This is a genomic window from Bythopirellula superficialaquae (assembly GCF_059632245.1).
Genome location: NZ_CP197426.1, coordinates 681,630 through 707,743, shown reverse-complemented (window position 1 = coordinate 707,743; position 26,114 = coordinate 681,630). Strand labels below are relative to the sequence as shown.

Genomic DNA, 26,114 nt, shown 5'->3' with positions numbered 1-26,114 from the left:
ATCGATCGCTTGGTTGCCTTCGTTGCCTTGGATTTCTTGGCCAAATGGATTTCTCAAGCTCGATTCAGCGGAACTAAAAAATGCCCCCAACGACCGTTCGTTAAGGGCACTCTGAGTGTGACAACCGCTACTGACAGCTGTGGGTCAGGCAGCTTGCTCAAAAATCCAGGAATGAGCCTGATCCACGACTTTGGCGAGATTTAAGAGATCATCTCGTCCGAAACTTTCGGTCTGCTTCCATTCGTCGGCGTCCTTGTAGAGGCGGGTGACGGTGACATTGTGACGAGTGCCGACTGAGGTTTCATTTTCCCAGATCGCGGCTTTGATGCCGCCGATGCGGACTTCGTGAACAGGGGCGGCTTTGGACTTGGTTTGTTTGGTGGGCATGCGTGGCTCCTTGTGGGTGTCAATTTGTACTCACTAATTACCCAAGTAAAACTTAAATCTGACCTGCCCCCTTCACCTGCCCGCATGGACCAAGAAATGGGGAGAACGTCAGTTAATTCTGATGGCTCTCGGCGGTTTGATCCCCAAAACAGCGCCTGTCTGTTAGCCGAATTGGGCCGATGCAACTTGCCACACTTGATCTTGTCGTGATCGCGGCCTACTTCGTGGGGGTTGTGGGGCTTGGCTGTTGGTTTGTGCGGTCCAGTCTCACGTCCACCGACTTCATGACCGCCGGCGGTACGCTGCCGGCGTGGGCCATTGGGCTCTCCATTCTTGGCACGTACCTGTCGAGCAACACCTTTATTCTGGTTCCCGCGCGGGCGTACGCCAGCAATTGGGACTATCTGTGGTTCTCGCTGACTCTGCTCTTGGCCGCCGGGATCGCCGCCCGTTACTTCGTGCCGATGTACCGCAATCAGCAAGGTGGCTCGGCCTATCAACGTCTCGAAGATCGTTTTGGATCTTGGGCGCGAACCTACGGCGTGATCTGCTACTTGCTCACTCAGCTTGCCCGCACGGGGGCCATCTATGCCGCCATCTCGTTGGTTATGGTTACTCTCACGGGTTGGTCGCAATGGCAAATCATTGTGGGATCGGGCGTGGCCGTGACACTGTACACGGCCTTGGGTGGCATTGAGGCTGTTATTTGGACAGACGTGGTCCAGTGCATCGTGCTCATTGCCGGGGCCATCCTGATGCTACTTTTTATGTTGCTTGACATGCCTGGCGGTCCGGCCGAAGCGATCTCGCTGGCGAGCCAAGCAGAGAAGTTTTCGCTAGGCGGCACCGAGTTCGATTTGGCGCTGGGCAGCACCGCCCTGTGGATACCGCTCTTGTATGGGCTGTGCGAGAACACGAAGAATTTTGGCATCGACCAAGGTTACGTGCAACGTTACCAAGCCGCCAGCAGCACGCGCGACGCCGTGCGTAGCCTCTGGCTGGGGTCGCTTGTTTATGTGCCGCTTTCGCTCGTGTTTCTCGCTATCGGCACGGCCTCGTATGCCTACTATCAAACCCATCCCGCGCTGCTCAGCGACTTGCAAACGCAAATGGCCACGGAGCGGTTGGTAAGCCAAGGTCAGGAAATTACCCCCGACAGTCTCGCCGCCGTGGTGACTGAACTGGAGCAAACTGAAATCGGCGATCGCGTGGTACCACACTTTATTTTACGTAAACTTCCCGATGGCATGACGGGGTTGCTGGTGGCGGCGATTTTCGCCGCCGCGATGAGCAGCATCGATACTTCGCTCAATAGCTCGGCGACGGTCATTTATCTGGACATTTACAAACGCCACTTGCGACCTGCCTGCGGCGAACGCGAAGCCATGATTGTGTTGCACGCCGGCACTTGGCTGATGGGCTGCGCCGGCGTGGGGGTGGCGCTCGCCATGATCGGCGTGAAAAGCATCCTCGATGCCTACTGGGTGCTGACCGGCGCGTTCTCGGGCGGACTCTTGGGCTTGTTCTTGTTGAGCCTGATCGCGCACGGTTTGCCACAGTTGGCGGCGGCCATTGGGGTGTTGGCGGGAATCTTGGTGACCGCCGGGCTGTCGTTCCCCGACTGGCTGGCACTCCCTGCTGGTCTGCGATTATCACTCCATGCCAACATGATCACGGTTGTGGCCACACTGGTCGTGTTTGTGGTTGGGCTCGCCTGCGCACGGCTACTTGCCGGGCGTCACCGTGTTGAAACCTAATTCGATTCACACTGAATTCATTGAACTGGTAGCCTTGTGTGAAGCGTGGGGCTGGCTGACCTGCCCGCATCACCCGCGTCCACATTGGGAAGCAGAACACGGAGGTTTATCTATCGCATGACGAGAGGTTCGTGATAACAGGATTTATAAGCTTGAATTTCAAGTATTTTTCTAGCTGCTCAACCAACTTCCTCTCATTCCAATTCATGCTTAGGGATTGCTCATGAAGAACATCGAGGATCTGCTGATAACTCAGCTGCCCCACAAACGGTCTTCTGGGCAGTTCGGTGAGCAATTCACCATGCGGAATAGAGTCTTTTAATTGTTGCGGGTGTCGATATTTTTCGACGATTTCCTTCTGCGGTTGCGGACTCACCAACAGCACCACAAAATCCCGCTTCGACATCTCAAACAGTTTGTGTTCGTCATACCAACCAGATTGGTACAGACCAACTCGAATATTGCGAATCAATTGGTCGGACGGATAGCCTTTGCTACCAACATTGTGAGTCGTGGTCTCCGAGAGTTCGGAGCGGTATTTCATTTCCAGAAAGATTGTTGTCGGCGGATTCTCCCATTTGATCACCACATCGACTTCCGTCGAGCCTTCTGTCCAGGGCAAGAGATGCTTCGGCATCTGTGGCTGACGTTGCCACAGTTCGATCCGGAGATTGCGATAAACCTGTGTCCGATATCTTTGGGTTCCCAATCCGGCATTTAAAAGCTGAGGCAACCAATACCTCGGCGCAATCGCTTGCAACACGCCGAATAAATTCCCGGTAATCGCATCTTCGCTGTTGGGACGAATAATGAGCGGACATCGCAGGGTCCCATCCAAGGCGGGCTGACAAACCCGTCCCCCCTTCCCCCCTAGTTCGGTAAGCATCGACCATTTCCATTGAGTTGGTGGATGGGACTTTCCATAGCCGGCTTCGGTGCCTGCCACTGCCGACACTCACTGCGATAAGAGCAGTTCGTGCAATTGAGCGGAGACTCGATGGGATAGAAAACTTTATGGGTGACACCTTGTTCGACGACCGCCACCAAGTCTCCTAATCTTCTTCGTTCCGCCTCCGTTCGTACCGTCGAAATCTGCTTTAGTCGCGGCATTTTCGTTTTCACGAGGATCGCATATTCGACTTGGGGACTAGTGCCAAACTCTTCGCTGATCGCCTGACTGTAGCAGGTGGCTTGGAGCGAACTGTCGACCTCGCCTTGAGAATAGGATCGACTCGCGGTCTTAAATTCGTGGACGACGAGACTTCCTTCAGTTTCCGTCAACAAATCGATGACCGCCACCAAGGGAGTTTCGAGATACTCGCCCTGTTGATTCTGGAGCGGCACGAGAAACGTTCGTTCCACGGCGACGATGTTCTCCGGGGCGGGATGCCGCAGATAGGTCGCCAATAGTGCTTTGCCCAGGGCGAGTTGCGATTCGCGTGATTGACCTCGCTTGAAGAGCAACCCCTGGCGTGCCTCCCGAGTACGCCAAGCTGCCTCCAACAGGCTTTCAAGTTCTCTGAGATTTGTGGCCCCCTTCAGCTGAACTTTGCGATGATAAAATGCCAACGCTTCGTGGATCGCACTTCCCAGCACCAGATCGCTTGATACCCGCAGTTGAGGCAGCCGCAACACTCTTTCAAAATAGTATTGCAGCGGGCACCGCAAATACTGATTGATCGCCGAAAAACTCCAGTGGAAGCGATCGATAGCCATAGTTCCTCCCTGCAGGTGACTTGAGTGACGAACTAGGACCGCGTTCCGGTCGTGGCATCGGCCATGAGCGAGTCGAGCACCAGGCCTGCTTCCTTCTTGGTGAGGTCGTAGACATTCAACTTACGGCCGAATTGCTCGGCGATGCGTCCTTCAAGTTCGACTTTGGAGAGACCTTGTCGCTTGCTGAGATTTAACAAGAACTGAATTTGCTTGTTGGTGGCCGGTTCGCCGGTCGTACTCCCATTCGCGGGCAACCGGTTGACCGGGGCTCGACGTGGAGCTGGCAACTCGGCCGCTGGTTTTTTGGCGGGGATGGGGTCTTCGTCATGAGTGGCGATGGCCGTCTCGCTTTCATATCGTTCGATCTGCCGATTCAGGGCTTCATCAGCCAGGTCGTAATATTCCTGGATGCGTTCGATGACGGTGTCGGTATCCCTGAGGTCGACGCCGACTTCTCCTTCCAAGTTGAGGCTAAAGCCATGGGAATTGAAATTCTCGGAGAGTTTGCGGCTGAGACCGATATTGATTTTGAGCATGGTAATTTTTTCCGTGAATGGATGGAGGTTGGATGTCTCCTACAAATACTCGTAGGAACAGGCGATGACGCTGGTGTGCGTCAATTTAAAGAGCTCATCGCCAAGGCGTTTTTCCAGGCCTCGCCCTTGAGCTTGGCCCCGGAGCCAAACCAGGCCGATTTCAGGCGAGCACTAGCCCGATCGTAATAAGATTTACCACGAGTTTGGCGGTGATGGTCGACGAACTCGGTCACCGCATTGAAGGCCGACCAAGCGGTGAGTTTGGTTTCAGAGATTTCTTGGCCACGACCGTACTCGAACAGGCGAAATAATTCTCTACGAATGTTTCGTGCTCGTAGCCGATTGGCATCATCGGAATCTGGGTAGAGACTATAAAAATAGTCTTCCAACAGTAGTCGAGAGGGATAAAAGCTGGCTAGTCGGTTGATCTTCTCTTCGGCATCATCGTAGAACCGTTTGGCGAAACCGAGAATTTCCTGAGCTTCGGCGATCTTGCTGGTCAAATTCCCTTTATGGGCGATGGAGACACCACTACCACGGCTACGTGTTTCCGCCATCGCTAAGGTATTCGCACAGACCACACGAATCGGTGTGAAGAAAACTCTGAGCGAAGAAGTTCCGTCGTGACTGTTGTGGAGCAAGAGAAACTTCTCGGTCACATCTTCGGAGTCTTTGATGCGGATTTCACCGGGGAGTTTGGCGAGCATCCAGATTCTTTCTCCTCGGCCCAGAGCTCCCGCCGTGTGGTATCTCAGTTCGCCGTCGGCTACGATGGCATCCAGAAATCCAAAGCATTGATGATTCTGAACTGGCTGGTAGCTATTGCCGACCACGCCCAAGACAGCATTAGTATCGGTTCTCACAACGGCTTGTCGTTGAGGGACTTTGATGCCCTCGAAAGTTTGGAGCGGCTTCAAAGTCACGCCAAAATTGAGCCCGGCTTTGCCGATGGCTTCGGCGGCGGTGGCTGGTTCGTTCAGTTGGGTGCCAAGACCGTGCCAGGGTGTGTCACCAAAATACATCATGGCCGTTCGGCCGTTGGTTGTCGCAAGTTCGTGGGGCATACTTAGTTCTCAAGTGTGAAACCAGTACTGTTGATTACTAAGATATACCCAAAAGAACCACGTTTTTGAGGCATTGGCGGTATGTTGAGCAGCATCTTGAGCGGGTCCAAGAATTTTGTGGCAATTAGCCATGAACTTGTTTACCCTATTTGCTAGGGATTCGATTTGATACCAAGGATGGCTTTTCCTTACTTTGAGGAAGCCATTGTGGACGAATATCTTTGGCCTACACGTAATATCGCGGAATATGCTTACTGCCCTCGCCTCTTTTACTACATGGAGGTCGAAGGAATTCATCTCAAAAGCGACGACACGGAAGAAGGGCAGCGTGTACATCGTCGTGTTGATGCTCCCAGCAATTCAAATGACTCTGATGACGACGAGCCTCAAACCGTTCGCAGCCTCACGCTCACTTCACGATCGCTAGGTTTGACCGCCACGCTTGACCTTGCCGAAAAGAATGGCAGCGAAGCAGTGCCCGTCGAATATCGCAAGGGCCGTCCTCATGCGCTCTATGCCGAGGCCAACGGCAACGGTAAATCTCACCCTGCTGAATATGAACCCTGGCCGACGGATCGAGTGCAAGTTGGCTTGCAAACAATTCTTTTGGAAGAGGCGGGTTACGTTGTTCGCAACGCCGTCCTGTATTATGCCTCTAGCAAGCAACGGTTGGATGTGGTGGTCGACGATGCATTGCGGGCTGAAGCGTTAGCGGTTTTGTCAGATGCTAAAAACTGTGCGGCGGGTACTCGTCCACTGCCCTTGGTCAACGATCCCCGTTGCCCACGCTGTTCGCTCCAATCGATCTGCCTCCCTGACGAAATCAATGTCGAACGTGAGCAAGTCGATCTCTCGCCCCGTAAGCTTTGGCCTCCCCGCGACGATGGCATTCATCTTGTGGTGCAATCCAGCGGCACGCGTATCGGTGTGGATCAGCGATGCAAATCACTGAAGCCAACGGCTCGAAGGGTAAAGACATACCACTGGCCAGCGTCGAGAGTCTTTCATTGTTGGGTTCCGTGCAGATTTCAACACAAGCGTTGCACACCTTCGCGGATCGTGGCGTGCCGGTCGCCCTACTTTCTGCCGCGGGACGTCTGGTGGCCATGATCGACCCGCTCGATTCGGTGAGTGCCGACACCCGCCGCAATCAAGTTCGTGTGTCCGATCAGCCAGAGAAATGTACGGAACTCACCCGAGCACTTGTCACGGCCAAGATTCGCAATCAGCGCACACTGCTCATGCGGAACTTTAGTTCCCTGCCCACGCTTTTCGCTTCGCAATTGGCGGGTCAAGCCAGTGCTGCCGAGAAGGCGGCATCCATCGATTCACTACGCGGCCACGAGGGCCAAGCTGCGGCACTTTACTTTGCTCACTTTGCCGGCATGCTCAAGGGCGACACTGGCCGTGAGTTCGACGAGAATGGCCGGCAACGCCGCCCTCCTCCTGATCCTATCAATGCTTGTCTTTCACTCGCTTATTCTATGCTCACCCATGAATGTGTCGCCGCGTTGCGAACGGCTCGTTTGGAGCCGTCCATCGGGGCGTTTCATGTATCACGACCCGGCCGCCCTGCCCTGGCGCTCGATCTTATGGAACCGTTCCGTCCACTGATTGCTGATTCTCTCACCATCGCGGCGTTTAACCGTGGTGAATTGCGCGAAGGTCACTTTCGACGAACCGCAGCGGGATGCTTGCTCACCGATGACGGGCGTAAAGCCTTTTTCGGAATCTACGGCCGGCGCATGAGCGAAGAGATCACGCACCCTGTGTTCGGTTACAAACTCAGTTATCGCAGAATGTTGATTTTGCATGCCCGAATGATCGCCGCCTGGATCAATGGCGAGATCCCTAACTTGTCATTCCTCACCACTCGTTAGCCTTGATCCCCGACCCCTGTCCCCTCACCTCTCTTCAACCATGCGCCGCTGCTACCTCGTCTGCTACGACATTCGCCATCCTAAGCGACTCCGTCGCGTCCACAAAATCTGCAAAGGCTTTGGCGAATCGTGGCAGTTCTCGATTTTCTTCTGTGTGCTCAAACCGATCGATCGCGTGCGACTTCAGACGGAGTTAGAAGAAGTCTTGAATTTGAAGGAAGATCAAGTGTTGATGATTGACCTGGGACAAAACGAAGGCACAGCCCGCACCGCCGCGGTCACACTGGGGCAAAGCCTCGACGAACCGCTGGAGGGGATGGTGGTAATATAATGCTAGTTCTTAGCATAATTCTCATAGTGTTGGCTGGCTACCAACATAATCGTCCGGAAATTTAAAACATCATTCCCGTACGAGCGGAAAACTGGGTTCTTGTGTCCTCATTATTTCTGCAGCTATGGGAAGGTTGGCTGAGAGGTTCTCGCATCTGCTATGTGAAGTTGGTAGATTGGGTTTTCTCATCAACTTCGTCAGTTTCGAGCGGGGCAATGAACTATGACACCTGAACCTACTACTCGCGCGTACACGGTCCGACTCGACAAAGCCACCGATGCTAATTGGCGCGTTCATGTTTGGACCACGCACCTGACAGTCAATCGTGGAGTCTGGACCTGGGGCGATTGGTTGTTGAGTCTGCGAGGGAGCTTGCCCGCTTCGCTGGCCGGCGAGCATCCCGAACGGCGAATCATGCTTGCCCTTTCCTGGCTATCGGTTGAAAGCCCCGAGTCGTTGTGTCCTAAAGATCACGTCGTTGCCCGTGGTGACGATGATCCCAAAAAGCGAATCGAGAAAATCAAAGCACATTTTGCCCAGATTCTTAAGGAAAAGAAAGCAACTCAACGGGAAGAATGGCTTGCAGCATGTGAACCAGCTCTATCGGCCCGCATTCGCCCCGATGCGGTGTGGGTCGATCGGACGGCTTGTTTCAAAGACCTTCAACAAGAGCTTGGCAGCAAGTTCACTGTCGATTGGGCCTCAACCACGTTCCTGGATTTGATTGGTGGTGAAAAAGATTATTTCGCCATGCCCGATATTGATGGTGCAGCATCATCCGAGGCCAAAGACTTTGTGATCAAAGCGGGCAACTGGTTGAGTCGGAACTGGGGATCGGGCAAGAAAAGCGAAGCTGGCAAGATTGTCGATGCCTTGGAGAAGCTGTGTGCTTCTCCGAAACGGAGCATCGTTGGAAAATCAGGGATCAAATCAATTAGCAGGATATTGGAGGAACTTGGACAAGAGTCTGACGAGTCTGACCCTGACAAATTATTGAAGCAACTCAAGCAAGCCATTGGTTGGAAAGGCCGTTCCTCGAAAGGTGCAGTGGCACTTGAGAAAATGGTTGAGGTCAACGAGGTCGATGCCAAGCTTTGGGAATCGACATGTGGCAAGATTCAAGAAGATATTGCCGCTCAATCGGTAAAGCTTAAAAACTCGGGCAAGGCACCCGTTTGGATGCCGAAGTTGCGTGAGCAGATCGAAGATCGTATCGGCATGCCCTTCCGAACTTCAAAGGATCATATTTGGGAATATGCTGTGATGCTCGACCATGCTTTGCGACGACTCTCTTCGGCACATTCTTGGATCAAACGAGCCGAGGTGCAACGCTCGAAGTTCAAGGAAGCCGCGGAACAGATTGCATTGATACCGCAAGATGTTTGCCGTCTGTTGGATAAATATTGTGAAGATCGCTCCACCGCGAGTGGCGCAGCTGAGGAGTATCTGATTCGCAAACGAGCACTCGAAGGTTGGGACAAAGTTGTCGCTAAGTGGGGAACTAAAAAATGCGAAACCTCCGAGCATAGAATACAAGCGGTTCGGGAGATGCAGGGGGAGATTGAAAAATTTGGTGATGCACAACTTTTCGAAACTTTAGCCGCCGAAAACTACATATGTGTATGGCGTAATGAGAAAAATAAAGCGCACACTGATGTTCTTAAGAAATATGCGGAGGCGCGCACTGCTCAGTACGATCAGCGTCGCTTTAAAGTTCCCGCTTATCGTCATCCTGACCCGCTGCGGAATCCGGTTTGGACGGATTTTGGCAACTCACGTTGGGGGATCAGCTATTCGGCCCTCGAAACGGTACGCAAACGTAAGAGCTTGATAGAAAAGTTAAAAACCGCCAAGACTGAAGCAGCTAAGAAAAAAATTGAAGCTGAGTTGGCGGAAATTTTGGAGAAGAACCTCAAACAGGTTTCACTCGGTTTGTGGTGCAGTGAGGCCGTGACGCCCATACCGCTTCAATGGCGGAGCAAACGGCTTAGCGGCAATCTGGCTCTGCCCGATCTCCACAAAGAGGGAACCTCTGTGAGTCGAGCAGATCGTTTGGGTCGAGCCGTCGCGGGTGTCAACGGTGAGGCAGTAACCGTTGCGGAAGTCTTTGAGCAAAACGATTGGAGCGGTCGATTGCAAGCCAACCGTGGAGAACTCGATCGCTTGGCCGACCTTGTTTATAGCAAGAAAAGTGAGCCCCAATACCAAGTTTTCAGTCGCAAGCTTGATCATAAGGCTGCTAAACGCCTGCAAGGTTTGCGCTGGCTACTTTCCTATTCGGCAAAGCTGCTCCCCGCCGGTCCGCTGTTTGATGAACTCCTCAAGTCAAAAGAGTTTCAAGAAAGCGGATGGAAATATGTGAAAGGGCGTAGTGGATATTATTTTCAGCATCCAGCCAATGAAGGACGAAAGGGCCGCGGCAGACTACTATTGTCACGTATGCCGGGCTTAAGAATTCTTTCTTTTGACTTAGGTCACCGATACGCGGCAGCGTGTGCGGTGTGGCTAACTCTCACTGAAAAGCAACTGAAAAAAACGATCGCTGATCGAAAGATTGTGGCTGGTGGGATTTCTGCAAAAGACTTATACGTGCATACCCAACACGAATCAGACGACGGAAAGTCGTGGAAAACTATCTATCGTCGTATTGGTCCTGATATGTGGGCATGTCTTGAGCGTCAATTCGTGATCAAACTTCAGGGCGAAGATCATTCTGCACGACTCGCTACGCAAAAAGAAATTGAAGCGTTTATCGACCATGCCACCGCACTCGGTCGCGTCGATGCTCAAGATCTGGTCGAGAATAAGCGAATTGATGACCTAATGACCACGTCCGCAGATACACTCAAACGGGCATTACGACGCCACGGGGATATCGCACGCATCGCCAACGCATTCCAGACTGGCATTAAGCACCTCGCGGGTGGCAAAACGTATAACTTTTTCGAGCCTAACACAGGCGTACATGATGATTCACCAGAGAAGCGAGCTGAGAACTATCAGCAGTTCTTGGTCGATGCCCTTGTTATGTGGCGCGAATTGAGCGGAGGGCAGTGGCAAAACTCACAAACACACGAATTGTGGAAGAAGCATGTCGTGCCATTGCTTGAGAACGATGCGATTGAAGTTTTGCCGGAGGACGAGTCTCCCTTTGAACGAAAAGCACGCATCAAACGGCTTGGAAAAACGCTTGAGCTGGTAGCAGCACAAATTGCGAAAGACAAATCGCTGCGCAGCAAATTAGCTACTGAATTTACCAAGATATGGCAGGATGAAGATGCTGCTTGGCTTGGCGAAGAGGGCCATTTGCGTTGGTTAAGGCGGTTAGTTCTGCCACGCATTGGAATTAAGCCCCTCAGTGATTCCAAAGAGTTCAAGATTTGGAAGGAGCGTCTAAGAGAAATTCGTCACGTAGGTGGTCTTAGAATTGAGCGACTTGCCACGATCACAAAGCTTTATCAGATACAGCGGGCATTCTATTCTCGGCCAGAGCCCGACAACACCCGAGCCGGAATCGATCGACTGGAAAAAGGATCCGAGAATGGTGACCGCTTTGGGCAGCGAATTATTGATGCGCTGGAGTATCTGCGACAGAACCGGATTAAACAGCTTGCCAGTCGCCTAGTAGAAGCAGCTTTAGGTGTAGGCAGTGAGAGCAAAAAACATTGGGAAAGAGGCAGAAAACGGCCCCAGCACCAAGTATTTCCCCCTTGTCATGTCATCGTGGGTGAAGATCTGGATAACTATCGCCCGGAGCAAACGCGACTCCGTAGCGAGAATAAACGTCTCCGCGATTGGTGCGCTCGGAACGTCCGCAAGCTGGTTATGGAAGGTTGTCAATTGCACGGCCTGCATTTCATAGAGGTCGATCCGCGTTATACGTCGCGTCAGGACTCGCGTACGGGTTTGCCAGGAGTGCGCTGCACAGAAGCAAACGTGCAGAAACTTCTTAGCCGTAATGATTTCAGGAAAGCGCGAGAGCGCGTGAAAAAGAAGGGTGTAGATACAAGAGATTTGATAATTGATGCCTTGTTTACAAAGTATGAAAACAACTCATGCAATCCGATTGTACGTATTACACAGGGTGGTGGTGATTTATTCGTATCGTCTGACCAGCAATCGAGCGGCGTCATTCAAGCGGACCTGAATGCGGCAGCAAATATTGGTCTCAAGGCCCTTCTAGATCCCGATTGGCCGGGAGCTTGGTGGTACATTCCGGTGAAGTATGTAGATGGCAAAACTGATCCGAAAGATTTTCCTTCGTGTCCGTTGTTTGAATTACCGCTGAAATTATTAGAAGGAGATGAAATCGAATATGAAGATGAGAAACGGACAAAAGGCGATAGAATCAATGCTTGGCGCGATCTTACCGGTAAGTCGTTAGCAGAGAAATCTTTCTGGCTACATACTCCCGCTTACTGGAAATGGGTTGAGAAACGGGTATTACAAAAATTGGCCGACGCTCAACGTATCGAGTTAAATAAAACCTCTTAATAGTTATTGACTTATTCGCACGGTTTTTTACATTAGAGGTGCTTGCTATAGGCAAGCGTAACTGCGGCTGTGTCTCTGCCTTTATTGGCATTTTTTACCGCAGGGTTAATCATTTTTGTCGGACGAACAACTGGTCTTTGACAACCCAAATGACTGAGCCGGCTGATCAGCCGGTGCGCTCGCAAATGTCGGCGAGTGCGCCGGTGGTGTCGGGGGATGCCGGGCACGCTCGAACTATAGGCTTGCCATGGAGTTATGTCATGAATTGGAAGCCACAACCAATTCGAATTGAACTTGGCGAAGGCCACTCTCGCAGGATGTTTCGCAACATGTTGCGCAATTGGAGTTTAGGACCCTGGCCGTCGAATCAGTTCCGACATCAATGATTTGCCGACACGACGAAAGCCTCGTCGATGTTCGGGGTGTAGGGAGCGTCGAATCAGTTCCGACATCAATGATTTGCCGACACTGAACGATCAAGCCAGACTCTCTCGTCAGCATCGAGTCGAATCAGTTCCGACATCAATGATTTGCCGACACCGTTCGCTGGAGCGTATCACATCCGAAAAGATGACGTCGAATCAGTTCCGACATCAATGATTTGCCGACACTAGTTGGCACAGCTAGGGTTGTGGGCAAGGCCGCAGTCGAATCAGTTCCGACATCAATGATTTGCCGACACCTTCGCTCACAGTTCGTTTCCTTAAATCCCCCTGTCGAATCAGTTCCGACATCAATGATTTGCCGACACCCGGATCTCAGGAACCGCGAGCAACTGGCCGACGATGTCGAATCAGTTCCGACATCAATGATTTGCCGACACGTACAACCGAGCCGCTTTGCTGTTTGACGACGTTGTCGAATCAGTTCCGACATTAATGATTTGCCGACACCAGCTAATCGATCAGCCCTACAACCACACGCACGGGAGTCGAATCAGTTCCGACATCAATGATTTGCCGAGAGCAAATTTGTATGACACTACGTTGCGGCTAAACAAAATAATTGACCGCCAGTAATTCTGCAGTGTGGGCTGGACCTCAGTAAAGGGTGTCATAGCGTATTAATTTCGTCCGTTTGCCAATGACCTCTGCCTATTGCTGGTCCAATCTTGGAATTATCGAGATGAACAATTTCAGGTTGTAGTCCTTGCCTTGGTTATTGTTGATGACAAGCCGCCGCAGATTTAAAAAAGCTGCGGTCCCTCGTTCCAACGGCAAGATTCTGGAAATTCTTGCCGCCCGGACGAACCAAAAAATGGGTGGAAACGTCATCATTCTGACGGTCACAGCGAAACCTCAAGACTTGGCTGAGACTATTGTTCAAGCTCTATTCTTTGGATGTCATATTTCGGTATGTTACCATGATGGGATCACATTTGAACGAGATGACAAACACCGTTTTGGCAGAGCTTGAGGAGTTCAGGGTACGCCTCTTACCCACCTTGGCGAAGCGTGACCCCGTCTCTTTTGGTGAGTTCCAGGGCGACAACCCTGAGTACCACGGCCCTCGTCATACGCTCTCTGACTGGCAGGAAGCGGCTGCTCACTTGAGTGGCCTCCTGAAAAGTCATCCGGACGACACAGCGTTAGCCACGGAACTGAGCCACTTACGTCCGTTCATGAGGGGCGGACAGGCTGGTGGCGATTATGTCATCGAGAAGGGCATCCTGCATTGGCGACTCTCGATCTTCGCTTCCGTCAGGTGGGAGGAAGGAGTGTCTGGTTACCTGCCGGTTGAGTATCGTCCTGAAAGTGTCGGAGGGGTGGAGCAATCTCGGAGAGCCGTGCGGCGATGGTTCGAGCGTGCGGATGTTGGAGACATGTGGTTCTGGAATGCTCTCTGCCTAGTCTTGCCTGCGACTGTCGACGACGACCCCGAATTCGCCATCAGCATGCTCCAGCCGGGCACTTATCGCGACCGCATTCTCTCGAATCAGGAACTGACACCTGCTGAGCGGCAAGTCGAGCTGGCTAAAGTCGAGGCAAAATACTTTCGTCATGTACTACTGAACAATGCGTTCTTGCATGTCGTGGCGGCCCTCGCCAACAATCATTTCATGAAAATCAACCATTGCTTTCAGGTCGCGGAAATTTCCGGCAGATACTCGGACCTCTTACCGCACTATCTATTCGCCATACTTTTCGCCAAGTTGGAGATCTTGAACAGGCTCTCCAATGCTGGCCATGATGAATGGTGAGCGTCTTCACTCTTTCCTGACCAAGGACTTTGCACGCAGTCCGGAACCGCTTCCGTAGCGTGTGCCGCGAGAATACAATTTCACCTCGCTCAGCTTGCCACGAACATAAAAACGAATCCCCAATGCACCGAAAATCACTTGCTTTCTAGGATGAAAGCAACTTCTGGCCATTCTCAAAAAGATGTACAAGAGTTTGGAAATGCGCCTTATCGGGTGTCGCTGACACCACCTCACGAGATCGTCATATTCGCCAAACAGAAGCGTTAGCCGTGAGTTCAAATAGAGCCAGCCCACGAGGAGCGTAAGAGTTATAGCTAGTACTCGTGGGCTGGATGTCGGCTATAATCCAGCCGTTGGCAACAGCAGCTTTGTAGACGCCCCTTACGAACATGGTGCGGCGTCTGCGGGGCACGAGTGCTATACATCGTGGCAGCCATCGCGCGAACCACTTGATAACTGCATCATCGTCAGCCTCCTGGATTTTGCAGATTAAAGATTCGATAGCCGATTCCCATTCTGCATCTTCAGTCTCATAAGGTTGCTCGCCTTCAATGCCAATCGTCAATTGGTAGCCCGGGTGATCGTATCCCACGCGGATTCCGTGCGCGTTTCCTTGCGAGGCCTCAAAGCAACAAGTACGAAAGAAAGTCGGGCAGGGACCGGTAAGTACGATCGTTTCAGAACAGTCAGATTGCATCATAAATCCTCCAAAAATGGGGACGTAGCACCACTCACAACGAGGAGTGATGCACCAAATTTGGAGACGAACCGAGTTAGCTTTACTGCTCGCGGCCTAACCGGTTCACCTCTCGTGCCATAGGCAACGCATGCCACACAATCCGCAAGCTATTTATTAAGATAATCTCTTTATCCGAACCTGTCAAGATGCCTCTGCGCAGGGTACGTACGACGTTCCTGCTGAGGCCGGTGATGAACTCGGCTTCGGGGTATCGGCCTTCACACCGCGAGGCGAAACAACAACCGCAGAACCAAAGCCTGCAATAAACTACTGGCTCAACACCAACTCGAACGTGCGATACAATTCGGGTTGCCGAAACTTTGAGAACACACGCGGCAGGCCGTGTACTGCCAATGAGGGAAAGCCGTGCGGTATTTGAGGGGGCTAGCCGAGGCTGCTGTGTGGCCTCACGGTGTTATAATGATTCCGCCAACGCTCGATGAGCAACTTGGCTTCAAGTAATGTATCGAACTGTTCACGGGCCAACAGCTCGTTGCGGAGCTTACCGTTAAAGCTCTCGATGTAACCATTCTCCCAACTGCTGATCGTGGCCATCGCCTTGGCGGTTCCACTCAATCGCTATCGCGGCGGGAGTTGGCACGACTGGCCGTGGCATTTCGAACCGGTTTCGAGGGTGGTCTACTTTCTGGCGCTCACCGATTTTCTAAGGCTTTTTGCCCTGACAGCGTTGTTATGAGCGAGCAGTTCGCGGCGGTAACGCCAGAAGCTTCACTTGCTGTCTTTCATGCCAAATGACACGCCCTCATTTGCATCATGAGCCTATTGACTGCAAATTAATCGAATCGCTAAATCACAACATGCCAGAACCAACTCATCTACGCGAACATCCAGGAATTTCAAGAGCCATGTTACGAATGCAACAGTGCTGCAGCAGCGCAACGAATACGTGACCGGAACCGATTGTAAGAAAGGGCTTGGGACGTACTTCGACTACTATGGCCACGAGCGCCGCCATCAGGCGCTGGACCGACAAACCCCTTGGGCCGTCTACCGTCCCAAACGCTCAAAGCGAACGATCCCCTCTCTCTAAGAATCGCTCGCCCGTGGTCCAATAATTGGGGTCCACTTCAGAGACGATAACCATTGCTGGCAACTTTCCGAGAATAAGAATAAAGTAAATATCAACTATTTTGGTTCGCACCCTTTTTTCTAAGGCAAATGTACTCTTGTCGGAAGATCTGTTGTTTAGTAACTAATCTTTGATGTTTGAAGCTAGCCAAAGTTTGCCCAAAGAAATCCATAATCAAATCTCTGCAGACTATTCATCGGTACTGCGTTCTGTTGCTAAAACTATTCCTTGATTGCCGATTAATGTCGGCCGAGCAGATGGATTATCAAAACTCACTGTGAGTGGTGGCGAACCAGCGTAAGTATTATTTTCAATAACTATATTGCGTCCAGACCTGAACAAAAATGACGGGGTAACTATGTCTTCACTAGATACACCGTCCTTAAGCGAGATTTTATTTCCACGTAAAACGAGCCCATCGACCGCAGTTCCCTCAACAATCCGGCGATGAGTAGCCGTAATAACATTTTCTTCAAAACGTATTCCGCCATGATAGAGTGAATTGGGATAACGCTTTGCGTCAATTTGTGGTGCAATTCGCAAGACTTCTCCCGCATTATTATGGAACACATTTCGCCGAATCAATACGTTACGTACTGGGCCAGATTCCCACCAGAAGCTATTTTCACCTTCAAATTGAATCCCTGCCATCGAGGAATAAGCGAAATGATTGTCTTCTACCAGGACGTGACCTTCGGTAGCGATGAGCATTGTTCTTGCGCGATTGTTCCGTACAGTGCATCGGCGGACTGTGAGATTTGGTTGCCATGTAAGATTATAAAGCCCCAAAGGCAGAGTTAGGCTCTCGTCAGGCAGCTCGTCAAGCGTCACCTCAAATAGGTCTGAGTTTAACTCTCGAACGGAAACTACCGAAGCATCACCGTACGGTTGTAAGTCTGAACTGTTTACAAAACGCACACGGTCACCAGCAGCAGCGACTATGAGTCCGCGCTGCTGACTGTGCATCCGTCGACATAGTACCGTTCTAGGGCCTAACTGCTCTTGAACCTGCACGAAGCAGCCATGGACGTTCGTAGCATCGTCGAGCATATTCTCAAACAGACAGTCTTCGAGGAGAATTTCGCCACGGCAACCATTGAAATGCGTGGCGTCAGCTGTCGTCGTAACGATGCGATTTTTTCCTGAAGGCAACAAGACTTGGACACGCCTCAATAAGGCATCCTCTGTCCGCTGGACAATCACTCCCATACCTCCTGCATGGTGAATTGTTACATCTTCGATTAGTAGGTCTTGCGAATTAGCGATGCGAATAGCTGGTGAAGTCCGATTGGGGTAGCCCATGCCATTCACAGTTAAAATCCAGCCAATGCGCGGCATTATTTTGGTCGAGTCATGGATACGAAGAATACCGGATTGCAGTTCTTCTACTCGTGGTTCTGGCTCCATGGCCCATTGATGCTCTCCTACCACAGGATGACCAGTGTCGCCATCAAACCACATATTCCATTGCAGGTTGTGTTCCCAGACAACTTGGTCTGCAGTGGGGGGGGCCCATTCCTTCCAAGCCTGAGAAGAGACGCTTGTCTTCTCACGAAAAATTAAACGACTGCCGCGAAGTTCATAAACGACTTCGTCGTGGACCTGGACATCGAAAGCATTAATATCTGGATGAACCGCGACTACGCGGGCCTGAAAGTTAAATGGTCTATGCCAATCGATGCTAAACCCCTTGAGTCTTAGCTTGGTGGCCTCGTCAGCACTTACAGGTATCATTTGACTGTGACAAACGAGTTTGGCTCCCTCTCCAATAAGATTAAATCCCTCAGTATGATCCAAAAGAAACACTATCCGCTTAACTCCCGAATCGTTATTCGCGACGGCTAGGTTCTTTTCAAAAGCATGGTCAGGATAGAGATGCCATTCTCCTGGAGGTATAACTAAAGATTTGATACCGCGTTCATGACAGGCTTCGAGCGCACGGCGGAATATCGGCGTGGCGTCGTCCCCAGGCGTGAGTGTCCCCAAGCCGAAGTCGCCAGCATTAATCGGGCCTTCGTCAGAGCCACTCACATAGAGTGCCATGGAGGTATTGATTGCGATGACTGTAAAGCACAGAAGTTTGTAGATAGTCATTCAACTGCTTTAGCTAGGAAATTGTATTTGCCTGATCCAATCTGGAGAATTGCTTTGCCTAGCCGATAATCGATTACACTGACTCCTTCGGCTACTTCAACCGGCTTCCCACCTTCATAGACTGCTTCAAGCGAATCCGCGGGAATTTGTACCTGTGCTGTTGTGTTCCCAGGAACTTCAACAACTAGATGAAAGCCGCTTTTGTCCTGCTTCCAGTGTGACCTAATACGGCCATGTATGCTGAAATAGTCTGTTTTCGCCCAAGCTAAATTTCCTCCCGCGTGTGGGGTAATAAGAAATTTCTTGTAGCCAGGTTCTATTCGCGTTATCCCTCCAATGTTTTCAAACATCCACTGATACACGGCCCCGAAGGAGTAATGAGCAAAAGAGTTCATGCCTGGGTCTTGAAATCCCTTTTCGGGGGTCCAGCCATCCCAGCGTTCCCAGATACTTGTAGCACCATGTTTAATAGAGAAACCCCACGACGGAAAGGTTTCATTTTGAATCAATCGATATGCAAGATCGTTTCGGCCAATCTTTGCAAGCACTAACATCAAGTCTTTCGTGCCGACGAAACCTGTTGAAAGATGAAAATCTCGACGTTCAATATCTGCGACTAAGTGCTCAGCTGCTTGGTGTGCTTGTTTTTCTGTTAGTAAATCGTAAGCTAGTGCCAGAACATACACACACTGTGTATTTCCATGTATCCGACCATCAGAGTCGACATAGGCTTTCTGGAAAGCATTCTTAATCTCTCGCAACCATTGCTGATAAAGCGCTGCGTCCTCTGCTTTACCGAGAATCGCTGCCGCTTGAGCAACAAGCTGTGTGCTGTAGGCAAAGTAAGCGGTGTAGATTACTTCTCTTGGTGTGTCGGCGTTGATACTTAGCCAATCACCAAAGCAATGGAACTCTGCGGGAGGTAAGCAACCATCCAGACTGCGCTGACGGCAGAATTCCACGAAACGCTTCATCGACGGATATTGTCGAAGTAGTAGGCGACGATCGTCATAGACTTGGTAGATTGTCCATGGACAAACAACTCCGGCATCCGACCAAGCTGGTCCACCATCGTCATCGGCGACCTTGAGTGGTGCTACCGCAGGAAACTGCCCATCTTTACGCTGTGCGTCCGCCAAATCAACCAACCACTTGTTAAAGAATGTGTGAACATCAGCATTCAGCGTTGCCGTAGCGACATAGACTTGCGCATCGCCAGTCCAACCCAACCGCTCGTCGCGCTGTGGGCAATCCGTGGGTACATCGATAAAATTCGCCCGCTGGGTCCAATAGATGTTGTTATGTAACTGATTGAGAGTTGGATCGGAACATTCGAACCTTCCAGCTCGTGGGGTATCACTACTGAGAGCTATGCCGGTGATCGTCTCCTTGTCTGGTGGCTCGGTCAGCCCCGTTATTTCGACGTATTGGAAACCATGAAATGTGAAACGCGGTTGCCAAACTTCCGTACCATTACCTGCACAGATGTAGGTGTCCGTGGATCTTGCGCCACGAAGATTCGTCGTGTAGAGTGTCCCATCAGGATTCAATCTTTCAGCGAAGCGTAGCCGGATCTTCTGTCCTGGCTGGCCATTAACACGCAGTCTGACGATGCCGGCAAAATTCTGCCCGAAATCACAGACATAAATGCTAGATTGAGCTTCAGTAATTGTTACAGGAGTGAACTCTTTAACTTCGACAACTGCCGGGCCAGGGTGAGATTGCATAACGGGCAGGACTTTTGAACCCACATCAACTTTTTGCCAATCGGTGTCAGAAAATCCAGGTTTATCCCAATCGCTCAGCTTGAGTCGAGCATCGAACGTCTCGCCCATGAGAAAGTCTGCCTCACGGGTTGGTCCTAAAGAAGCTCGCCATTCGTCACTGGTTCCAAATCTGTCGGACGTACCATCCTGGTAAGTGAGATTTAATTGCATACGCAAGCGCGGCTGATCTCCATAATGATTTCTATTTCTGCCCCAGCCTATGTATCCACTGAACCATCCATCAGCCAGCACTGCGCCAAGGGCATTCTCTCCGGTTTGTAATAGATGAGTAACATCATAGCAGCGATAATAGACGCGTTTGGAATAATCAGTCCAACCAGGCGTGAAAAATTCTTCTGAAACCAATTTCCCATTCATGCGAGGCTCACAGTTTCCCAATGCTGTGACATAGAGCATGGCGGATGCAACTGGCTTTTCAACAACAAACTCTTTCCTCAGCAGTGTTGTTGGTGGGAGAAATAATTGTTCGACACGAGTTTTACCCCATGGTTTACACCCATATAAACCGATCTTTTGGCAGGGCTGCAGCTGAGTGTTTTGTATTTTTTCGGAGGGCCAATGTTCACCGGGAGACCCGACACAATGCCAGCTGTCATCAGAGTTTATCAAGATAGATTGGCCATTACTGAGTTTAATTGTCATACGTACCAGCAAGCCTGAGTGCCCTTTTCGTTCGTTGAGAACGTTAAAACGCAGCTCATTTTTTCCCGGTTTGAGGACTTCAGTGACTGCTACAGGCTTGACTTTCTTCCAACCGGGTTCTCCGTGGATAAGCATCTTCTCGTTGATTGCCATCCAGAGCTTGTCATCTGCTATCGCAAGTACTTCCGCGTCGTCTATGACAGCATCATTGGGTAGCTCAAAACGGGCAACATACAGCCGATTTCCTGAAGAGATTTCTCCGGGATCATCTGTTGAGGAGCATATCCAATGAGCAGTGCCTAGAGGCGCCTCGCTGACTTGAGGCTTTCGCTCAGCATCGTACCCTATCCATGTAGCCTGCCAATCTTCTGGACTCAACATACCCATAGTCCACTTGGTAGTCTTACTCCAATCAGATAAATTTCCTTCGCTGTCCCATACGCGCACTTTCCAGTAACATGCTTGATCCGTAGTCAGCGGCATCCCTGCGTATTCGATTGCAGAAGTACTGTCACTGATGACCTTACCGGTATCCCACAAGTCGCCTTGATCTCTATCTAATAACTGATCGCTAGAAGCGACCAATATCTGATAAGCAGCTTGTCGGATGCCGCGCCTCTCTGATGCTATAATCCAACTCAAGCGAGGCCTAAGGACATCAATTCCCAGAGGTTCGTTATGATATTCGCAGCGTGGTTCTGTAATTGCACAATCAGGAACTTCCGCTCTCGCAGTCGTCCTCTTACCCTCCAAAACCATAGAAACTAAGGAAAGTAGAAGGCTGATTGACAGTAAAATATTCATATTCATGGGTACATTTTTCCCAATTTGCTGTTGAGTTTATTCAATCTCAAAGCCTTCGCGCTGAGATCGCGATAACCATGCATTCGCCTCTTCATCATTTTGAATTCTTCCGATAGAAGGATCCCACTGGAGTGTACGCCCAAGCCGCATCGCTATATTGACTAAATGACAAATATCAAGAGAAATAAGATGGCTTTCGACATCTGAGATAGGCGAAGTACGCTCGCGGCAACTCCAGTAGAAATTAGCCATGTGATTCATGACCTTTTTCTCTTTGCGCAACTTGCTAAGACTAGCGGCAGACAACGGGTCGTGTTCGAGTTGTTCAATCGGCTTGCCTGAAAGTCTTTCCCGATTGACAAAGTATCGCCCCTCTTCGCATTCGAAAAGAAGGCCATTTTCAAATCCCAGATCGTTTGCGTTATCACGAATGATCAATTCTGACCCGTTACCGAATTCACATCGCACTAGGAAACTTGTTGCCGTATTGAAACTTGATGTATCTGTGGGCATGCCATCAACAAGAGGCACCGGGTGACTCACCTCAATTGGTTCGATAAGCACTCGCCTTGCTTGGTCAAGCCCCAGTGCCCACTGAGCAATATCTATGTGATGGGCACCCCAGTCGGTCATCTTGCCGCCGGAGTATTCGTACCACCAGCGAAAGTTTCCGTGACATCGCTCTGGAATGTATGGCATCTGTGGAGATTGGCCAAGCCACTGATTCCAGTCAAGCTCCTGCGGGGGCTGAGTCGTATGGAAAGGCCCACCCACGGGCCCTCCTCCGATCGCAGCAGTAATCCGCTTTACCATGCCGCATCTTCCCGTGTGAGCCAAAGCAACTGCTGTCTGGAAATTGGGATCGCTGCGCTGCTGTGTACCCACCTGCACTATGCGGTCCGTTTTACTTAATTCTTTTCTGAGCAAGCGGCCCTCAGCCACAGTTAGTGTTAGAGGTTTCTCACAGTAAACATCTTTCCCGCTACGTAACGCATCCAAAGTGATCTTGGTATGCCAGTGATCTGGTGTGCAGATTATCAAGACGTCAATATCGTCTCTATCCAATATCTCTTGGTAATCTTGACAAACTGTAGCTTGACCTGCTGCGAACTCGGAATTGAAGGATTGAGCGCGAGAAATGTCGACATCACAGATGGCTTTGATATTGAAGAAGGGCTGCAAATGATTCGCAGCGTGGAACTTTGCTATTCCACCAGCACCAACTATTGCCGCTGTCATCTGATCGATGAGGTCTGGTAAACTTTGCCCGGACAAGGAATTAATCAAGGGCCAACTTGTCAAGATGCTAGTTGAGGCTAATGTTCTTTTCAAGAATTGTCGACGAGCAATCGGTCGCTTTTCCAATATTCGCTTTTTAATCATTTCACTATAGTGCTTAATGCAGGGTGTAGACACAGCTTCACGGAGAGGATTCTTTCATTGAATCGAGAATCTGCTGTTCATGCTCAAGAGCTGCCGCAGGAATTTTCGCAGGGCGAACAGTGGTGTGATCCAAGGGTTCTTTGGAATCAATCTTACGAAGCTTAATATTGCGATACCAAACCGGGTCCCCATGGTCTTGGAGCTGCAAGTGACCACCTCTGGCCTCCAGATTGCCTCCACGCTTACTTAACAGTTCTACGTTGGCGGTCCATTGAGGATCGGAATAGTCAAAATCGACGACCTTCACATCGTTTAGCCAGTGCTGAATGATTGTATCCTGGCAGATGATCCGAGCTGTGTTCCACTCTCCTACTGGATTGGTGGCGTCATGCGACGGGGCCATACAAAAATATAGTGAAGCGGCACTGGTTCGAGGATTTTTTCCGTCTACATGATTTTGATTGTCCAATATTTGATATTCGTATTGGCCGGGACGATAGTAAACTCCATTGTTAGATCCCTTGACAACTTTCCAATCAAATCGCAGATCAAAATCAGTAGGAAATTCCTGATCTTTTAAGGTAATTCCGCCACCAGGACCTTGCCGATAGATCGCCTCCTCATTCACAACCCAATTCCCAGTGTGTTGCCAATTTGCTAAATCTCTCCCGTTGAATAAGGATTGAAAACCCAGCTTTCGTTCTTTCTTACTAAGTTCATTAGGACCTGCATGTTCTGTGAACTCCGCGACTTCAAATTCCCAGGTTCCCGCCGGGATCTTAAATCTCAGGTATTTGTCATCTTGACTTACCAGACTCACCGGGGCGTCTGTTTTTAATACATTACCATCTTGCCAGACTACTGCTCCATTGACCTTTATTGAGGCGTGCATGGGTAAATATATCTTGGGTATACCAACCGTACCATCCGTATGGTTAGGAGAAGTCAAGCGAAGATTAAATGGAGAAGTTCTTGTTCTATGCATTTCTAATTCTATGTTCCCATAACGGGTAGGCACTTTGGCGGTCAATTGTTTGAGGTTTCCCAACTGAGGCAGTACCTGATAGCTTTCAAAAGCTGGCTTAGTGGGCGTTACTCCGGCAATATATTGACTCAAGATTGTCAAAGGGCCACCAGACCAAGCGTGATTGTAGGTTCCGTATCCGAGGGAACCAAAACCCGGGAGTTCCATCTCTTCGAAAGTTTCCCATAGAGTCGTCTGATCATCCGTCAACATGCGTGCGTAGCGACTTTTCATGCGTTCGCAGGCAATCGCAGGTTCGTTCATTATCAACAAAGCTTCCAGTACGTATTTCTCAAGATAAGGACTGGCATGTTGCTCTTTGGTCAGCACCTTGGTAATCGATGGATAGTAATCAGAATTTGCCAGCCCAGCCACAACAGCCATCGCTTGTGCGCGGTCATCAGTAGCCCCCTGGTACCCTGGAGAGCGATACTCATGGCCTTGCCAAAAATTAGAATTATAGTTCTCTGCTATCCTCGTCATCGTTGCTTCATAACCGGGAATATCTTGGAAATTACCGGTCAAGCGTGCAAGCTCTACGGCACCTTTCAGAGCTAAATACAGCCATGCATTCTCGACAACAGGTGTGTCGATGTTTTGGCCCCAGTCTGTCCAATCCCAGCCTCCGGCACGATGAATCACGAGTCCGTCATCACCTAGCTTCCAGAGTTCCAAATAGCGCCTCACCGACGGATAAGCATCACGGATCGTTGCTTGATCACCGGTGTACCAGTAATAAGTCCAGAATCCATACCAACTTATGCTGGCAAGCATCTGCTGGGGTAGTTCTTGATCCCATGAGCCATCGAGTGGATAGATCAGTCCTGGCCGGCGTAGACCCGAAGGCACGGGCGAATAGAGTGTTCCATCCTCTCGCTGCCAACGAGTAAGTTCGTAGATCGCCTTCTTTGCCAAGAGAGGGGCGCGTTCCGTCTCGAATACATAAAAAGCCTCACCGAGTTCGTTCACGGCATCGCCCCACCATTGAGCCCGTTCGCGATCGGGGCAATCCATGTATGTATCTCGCATAGTCACATATAACGTTCGACAAGACTCTTGCCAAAGTTGATTGAGTCGCTCATCATCGCAGTGGAAATGGCCGACAAATTCGGTGTCATACCCAGTTTCGCGATATTTTAAAGCTAGAATCTTGATTCCTGGTGGAATAGCGTAGTGGATTTCATGTCCGTTTAGCCAACTCGGAAGTTCAAATTCTTGAACGCCATCTCGTGTCACATACTCATGGCGATGTATTTCTACCAGTGGTAGTTTTCCATAAAGTTCTTGAATGTCACTACTGATGCCGACAACTTGGCCCGCAGTCGCAGAGACTTTGAGATAGGGTGAGACATGGCAATTGTGTGGCAGTTGGCATTTAATCGGCTGCCCATCACTTATCTCAGGTATTTTTGGGGAATTTGTGTATTCGATTAACCCTGAATCTTTCCACAGAGGGATTGGTCTCTGGTAGAGTTGATTCCAAGGAGCAATTGGTGGCTGGCCAAAACTCATGGCTGGCCCCCAGGATGAATCGTCATACTCATGTTGATACCATTCGCCGAGATCATGTCTTGCATCAAAACGTAAGTTCGCTTCGGGTGGACGGACATTATCCAGAGGTGGATCGGTTGTTCCAAATGCAGGGTGAACTCGAGCAAGCCACGATTCATCGCTAAGTAATTTCTGTTCTCCTAAATCAGCTTCAAACAATAGTGCTGCCTTTCCAGACGAGTTATGTGAATATCCATGTCTTCCGAAATGACAGACGAGCACTGCGACCTGATTCTCTCCTTTGCGAAGATACTTAGACAATTCGACTCGGTCGAAGTAAGTATCATGTGGCGTTGGACCGCGTTTAAGTTGGCCTTCAAAAACGACTAACTGACCGTTGATCCACAGCCAATATTTACTGTCGCAAGCAATCCGAGCGAAAGCAGTACTGGGTTTGTCACCCAGCAAAAAACTCTTTCGAAAGCAGATCCAAGTATTGGGTTTACTTGCACCGACGACACTAATCCATTGGCCCTGCCAGTTGGTCGCTGGCGGAAATGAATTTTTCGCATGACAGGGCAAGACCATCCCAAGCACAACAGCCAAAGCCAAGCGACAAAAATAATTCACCTTCTGCAGGCTTATGACTCTTGAGGCAATCAACAGTTGATGAGAATAATTCATTCAATGTCCAC

15 protein-coding genes, 1 pseudogene and 1 CRISPR repeat array are annotated in these 26,114 nt (G+C 50.4%); of the genes and pseudogenes, 6 read left to right on the top strand and 10 right to left on the bottom strand.

Annotated elements, in window-relative coordinates:
* Positions 1-144: 144 nt before the first annotated feature.
* Complete coding sequence (locus SH678x_RS02940) at positions 145-387, bottom strand: hypothetical protein (RefSeq protein WP_496921388.1); 243 nt, start codon at positions 385-387, stop codon at positions 145-147.
* Positions 388-566: 179 nt separating this feature from the next.
* Between SH678x_RS02940 and SH678x_RS02935 the strand changes: the two genes are divergently transcribed.
* Positions 567-2,144 carry a sodium:solute symporter family transporter gene (locus SH678x_RS02935; protein WP_496921387.1) on the top strand — a complete coding sequence of 526 codons (1,578 nt, stop codon included), beginning with the start codon at positions 567-569 and terminating at the stop codon, positions 2,142-2,144.
* Between the two features lie 106 nt (positions 2,145-2,250).
* On the opposite strand, the gene SH678x_RS02930 is transcribed toward SH678x_RS02935, so the two are convergent.
* The 4 genes from SH678x_RS02930 to SH678x_RS02915 form a co-directional block, all read right to left on the bottom strand.
* Positions 2,251-2,907 (bottom strand): hypothetical protein, encoded by a 657-nt coding sequence (locus tag SH678x_RS02930; protein WP_496921386.1) that lies wholly within the window; start codon positions 2,905-2,907, stop codon positions 2,251-2,253.
* A 107-nt stretch (positions 2,908-3,014) separates the two neighbouring features.
* The gene (locus SH678x_RS02925; protein ID WP_496921385.1) at positions 3,015-3,860 is read right to left on the bottom strand and encodes a RecB family exonuclease; all 846 of its coding nucleotides are present in this window, start codon (positions 3,858-3,860) and stop codon (positions 3,015-3,017) included.
* 32 nt (positions 3,861-3,892) lie between these two features.
* On the bottom strand, positions 3,893-4,396 hold the full coding sequence (locus tag SH678x_RS02920; protein WP_496921384.1) for a hypothetical protein: 504 nt from the start codon (positions 4,394-4,396) through the stop codon (positions 3,893-3,895).
* 80 nt (positions 4,397-4,476) lie between these two features.
* A complete protein-coding gene (locus SH678x_RS02915) occupies positions 4,477-5,460 on the bottom strand; it encodes a DUF932 domain-containing protein (protein ID WP_496921383.1) in 984 nt (327 codons plus the stop codon).
* Between the two features lie 177 nt (positions 5,461-5,637).
* Here SH678x_RS02915 and cas4 point away from each other — a divergent pair.
* The 5 genes and pseudogenes from cas4 to SH678x_RS02890 form a co-directional block, all read left to right on the top strand.
* Positions 5,638-6,264, top strand: a pseudogene (gene cas4, locus SH678x_RS02910) (CRISPR-associated protein Cas4); the annotation flags it as partial.
* Positions 6,265-6,398: 134 nt separating this feature from the next.
* The gene (gene cas1, locus SH678x_RS02905; protein WP_496921382.1) at positions 6,399-7,340 is read left to right on the top strand and encodes a CRISPR-associated endonuclease Cas1; all 942 of its coding nucleotides are present in this window, start codon (positions 6,399-6,401) and stop codon (positions 7,338-7,340) included.
* A gap of 40 nt (positions 7,341-7,380) precedes the next feature.
* Complete coding sequence (cas2, locus tag SH678x_RS02900; RefSeq protein ID WP_496921381.1) at positions 7,381-7,671, top strand: CRISPR-associated endonuclease Cas2; 291 nt, start codon at positions 7,381-7,383, stop codon at positions 7,669-7,671.
* 222 nt (positions 7,672-7,893) lie between these two features.
* The gene (cas12b, locus tag SH678x_RS02895; protein ID WP_496921380.1) at positions 7,894-12,165 is read left to right on the top strand and encodes a type V CRISPR-associated protein Cas12b; all 4,272 of its coding nucleotides are present in this window, start codon (positions 7,894-7,896) and stop codon (positions 12,163-12,165) included.
* Between the two features lie 361 nt (positions 12,166-12,526).
* Positions 12,527-13,131: direct repeats of the CRISPR family, unit length 36 nt; unit sequence GTCGAATCAGTTCCGACATCAATGATTTGCCGACAC.
* Positions 13,132-13,528: 397 nt separating this feature from the next.
* Positions 13,529-14,365: a hypothetical protein gene (locus SH678x_RS02890; protein WP_496921379.1), complete on the top strand. Its 837-nt coding sequence runs from the start codon at positions 13,529-13,531 to the stop codon at positions 14,363-14,365.
* A gap of 1,123 nt (positions 14,366-15,488) precedes the next feature.
* Here the strand turns inward: SH678x_RS02890 and SH678x_RS02885 are convergent.
* The 5 genes from SH678x_RS02885 to SH678x_RS02865 form a co-directional block, all read right to left on the bottom strand.
* Positions 15,489-15,680 (bottom strand): integrase core domain-containing protein, encoded by a 192-nt coding sequence (locus SH678x_RS02885; protein ID WP_496920314.1) that lies wholly within the window; start codon positions 15,678-15,680, stop codon positions 15,489-15,491.
* Between the two features lie 703 nt (positions 15,681-16,383).
* Positions 16,384-18,288 (bottom strand): right-handed parallel beta-helix repeat-containing protein, encoded by a 1,905-nt coding sequence (locus SH678x_RS02880; RefSeq protein WP_496921378.1) that lies wholly within the window; start codon positions 18,286-18,288, stop codon positions 16,384-16,386.
* Entirely contained in the window at positions 18,285-21,527 is a 3,243-nt protein-coding gene (locus SH678x_RS02875) for an alpha-L-rhamnosidase (protein ID WP_496921377.1), read from the bottom strand. Before SH678x_RS02875 ends, SH678x_RS02880 begins: the two co-directional genes overlap by 4 nt.
* Positions 21,528-21,557: 30 nt before the next feature.
* Positions 21,558-22,808: a Gfo/Idh/MocA family protein gene (locus SH678x_RS02870; protein WP_496921376.1), complete on the bottom strand. Its 1,251-nt coding sequence runs from the start codon at positions 22,806-22,808 to the stop codon at positions 21,558-21,560.
* Between the two features lie 133 nt (positions 22,809-22,941).
* Positions 22,942-26,103 (bottom strand): 3-keto-alpha-glucoside-1,2-lyase-like domain-containing protein, encoded by a 3,162-nt coding sequence (locus tag SH678x_RS02865; RefSeq protein WP_496921375.1) that lies wholly within the window; start codon positions 26,101-26,103, stop codon positions 22,942-22,944.
* Positions 26,104-26,114 lie beyond the last annotated feature (11 nt).

Coding starts and splice junctions, on each gene's coding strand:
- SH678x_RS02940 (WP_496921388.1), bottom strand. CDS start 387: ATGCCCACCAAACAAACCAAGTCCAAAGCCGCCCCTGTTCACGAAGTC.
- SH678x_RS02935 (WP_496921387.1), top strand. CDS start 567: ATGCAACTTGCCACACTTGATCTTGTCGTGATCGCGGCCTACTTCGTG.
- SH678x_RS02925 (WP_496921385.1), bottom strand. CDS start 3,860: ATGGCTATCGATCGCTTCCACTGGAGTTTTTCGGCGATCAATCAGTAT.
- SH678x_RS02920 (WP_496921384.1), bottom strand. CDS start 4,396: ATGCTCAAAATCAATATCGGTCTCAGCCGCAAACTCTCCGAGAATTTC.
- SH678x_RS02915 (WP_496921383.1), bottom strand. CDS start 5,460: ATGCCCCACGAACTTGCGACAACCAACGGCCGAACGGCCATGATGTAT.
- cas1 (WP_496921382.1), top strand. CDS start 6,399: ATGCAAATCACTGAAGCCAACGGCTCGAAGGGTAAAGACATACCACTG.
- cas2 (WP_496921381.1), top strand. CDS start 7,381: ATGCGCCGCTGCTACCTCGTCTGCTACGACATTCGCCATCCTAAGCGA.
- cas12b (WP_496921380.1), top strand. CDS start 7,894: ATGACACCTGAACCTACTACTCGCGCGTACACGGTCCGACTCGACAAA.
- SH678x_RS02890 (WP_496921379.1), top strand. CDS start 13,529: ATGATGGGATCACATTTGAACGAGATGACAAACACCGTTTTGGCAGAG.
- SH678x_RS02880 (WP_496921378.1), bottom strand. CDS start 18,288: ATGACTATCTACAAACTTCTGTGCTTTACAGTCATCGCAATCAATACC.
- SH678x_RS02875 (WP_496921377.1), bottom strand. CDS start 21,527: ATGAATATGAATATTTTACTGTCAATCAGCCTTCTACTTTCCTTAGTT.
- SH678x_RS02865 (WP_496921375.1), bottom strand. CDS start 26,103: ATGAATTATTCTCATCAACTGTTGATTGCCTCAAGAGTCATAAGCCTG.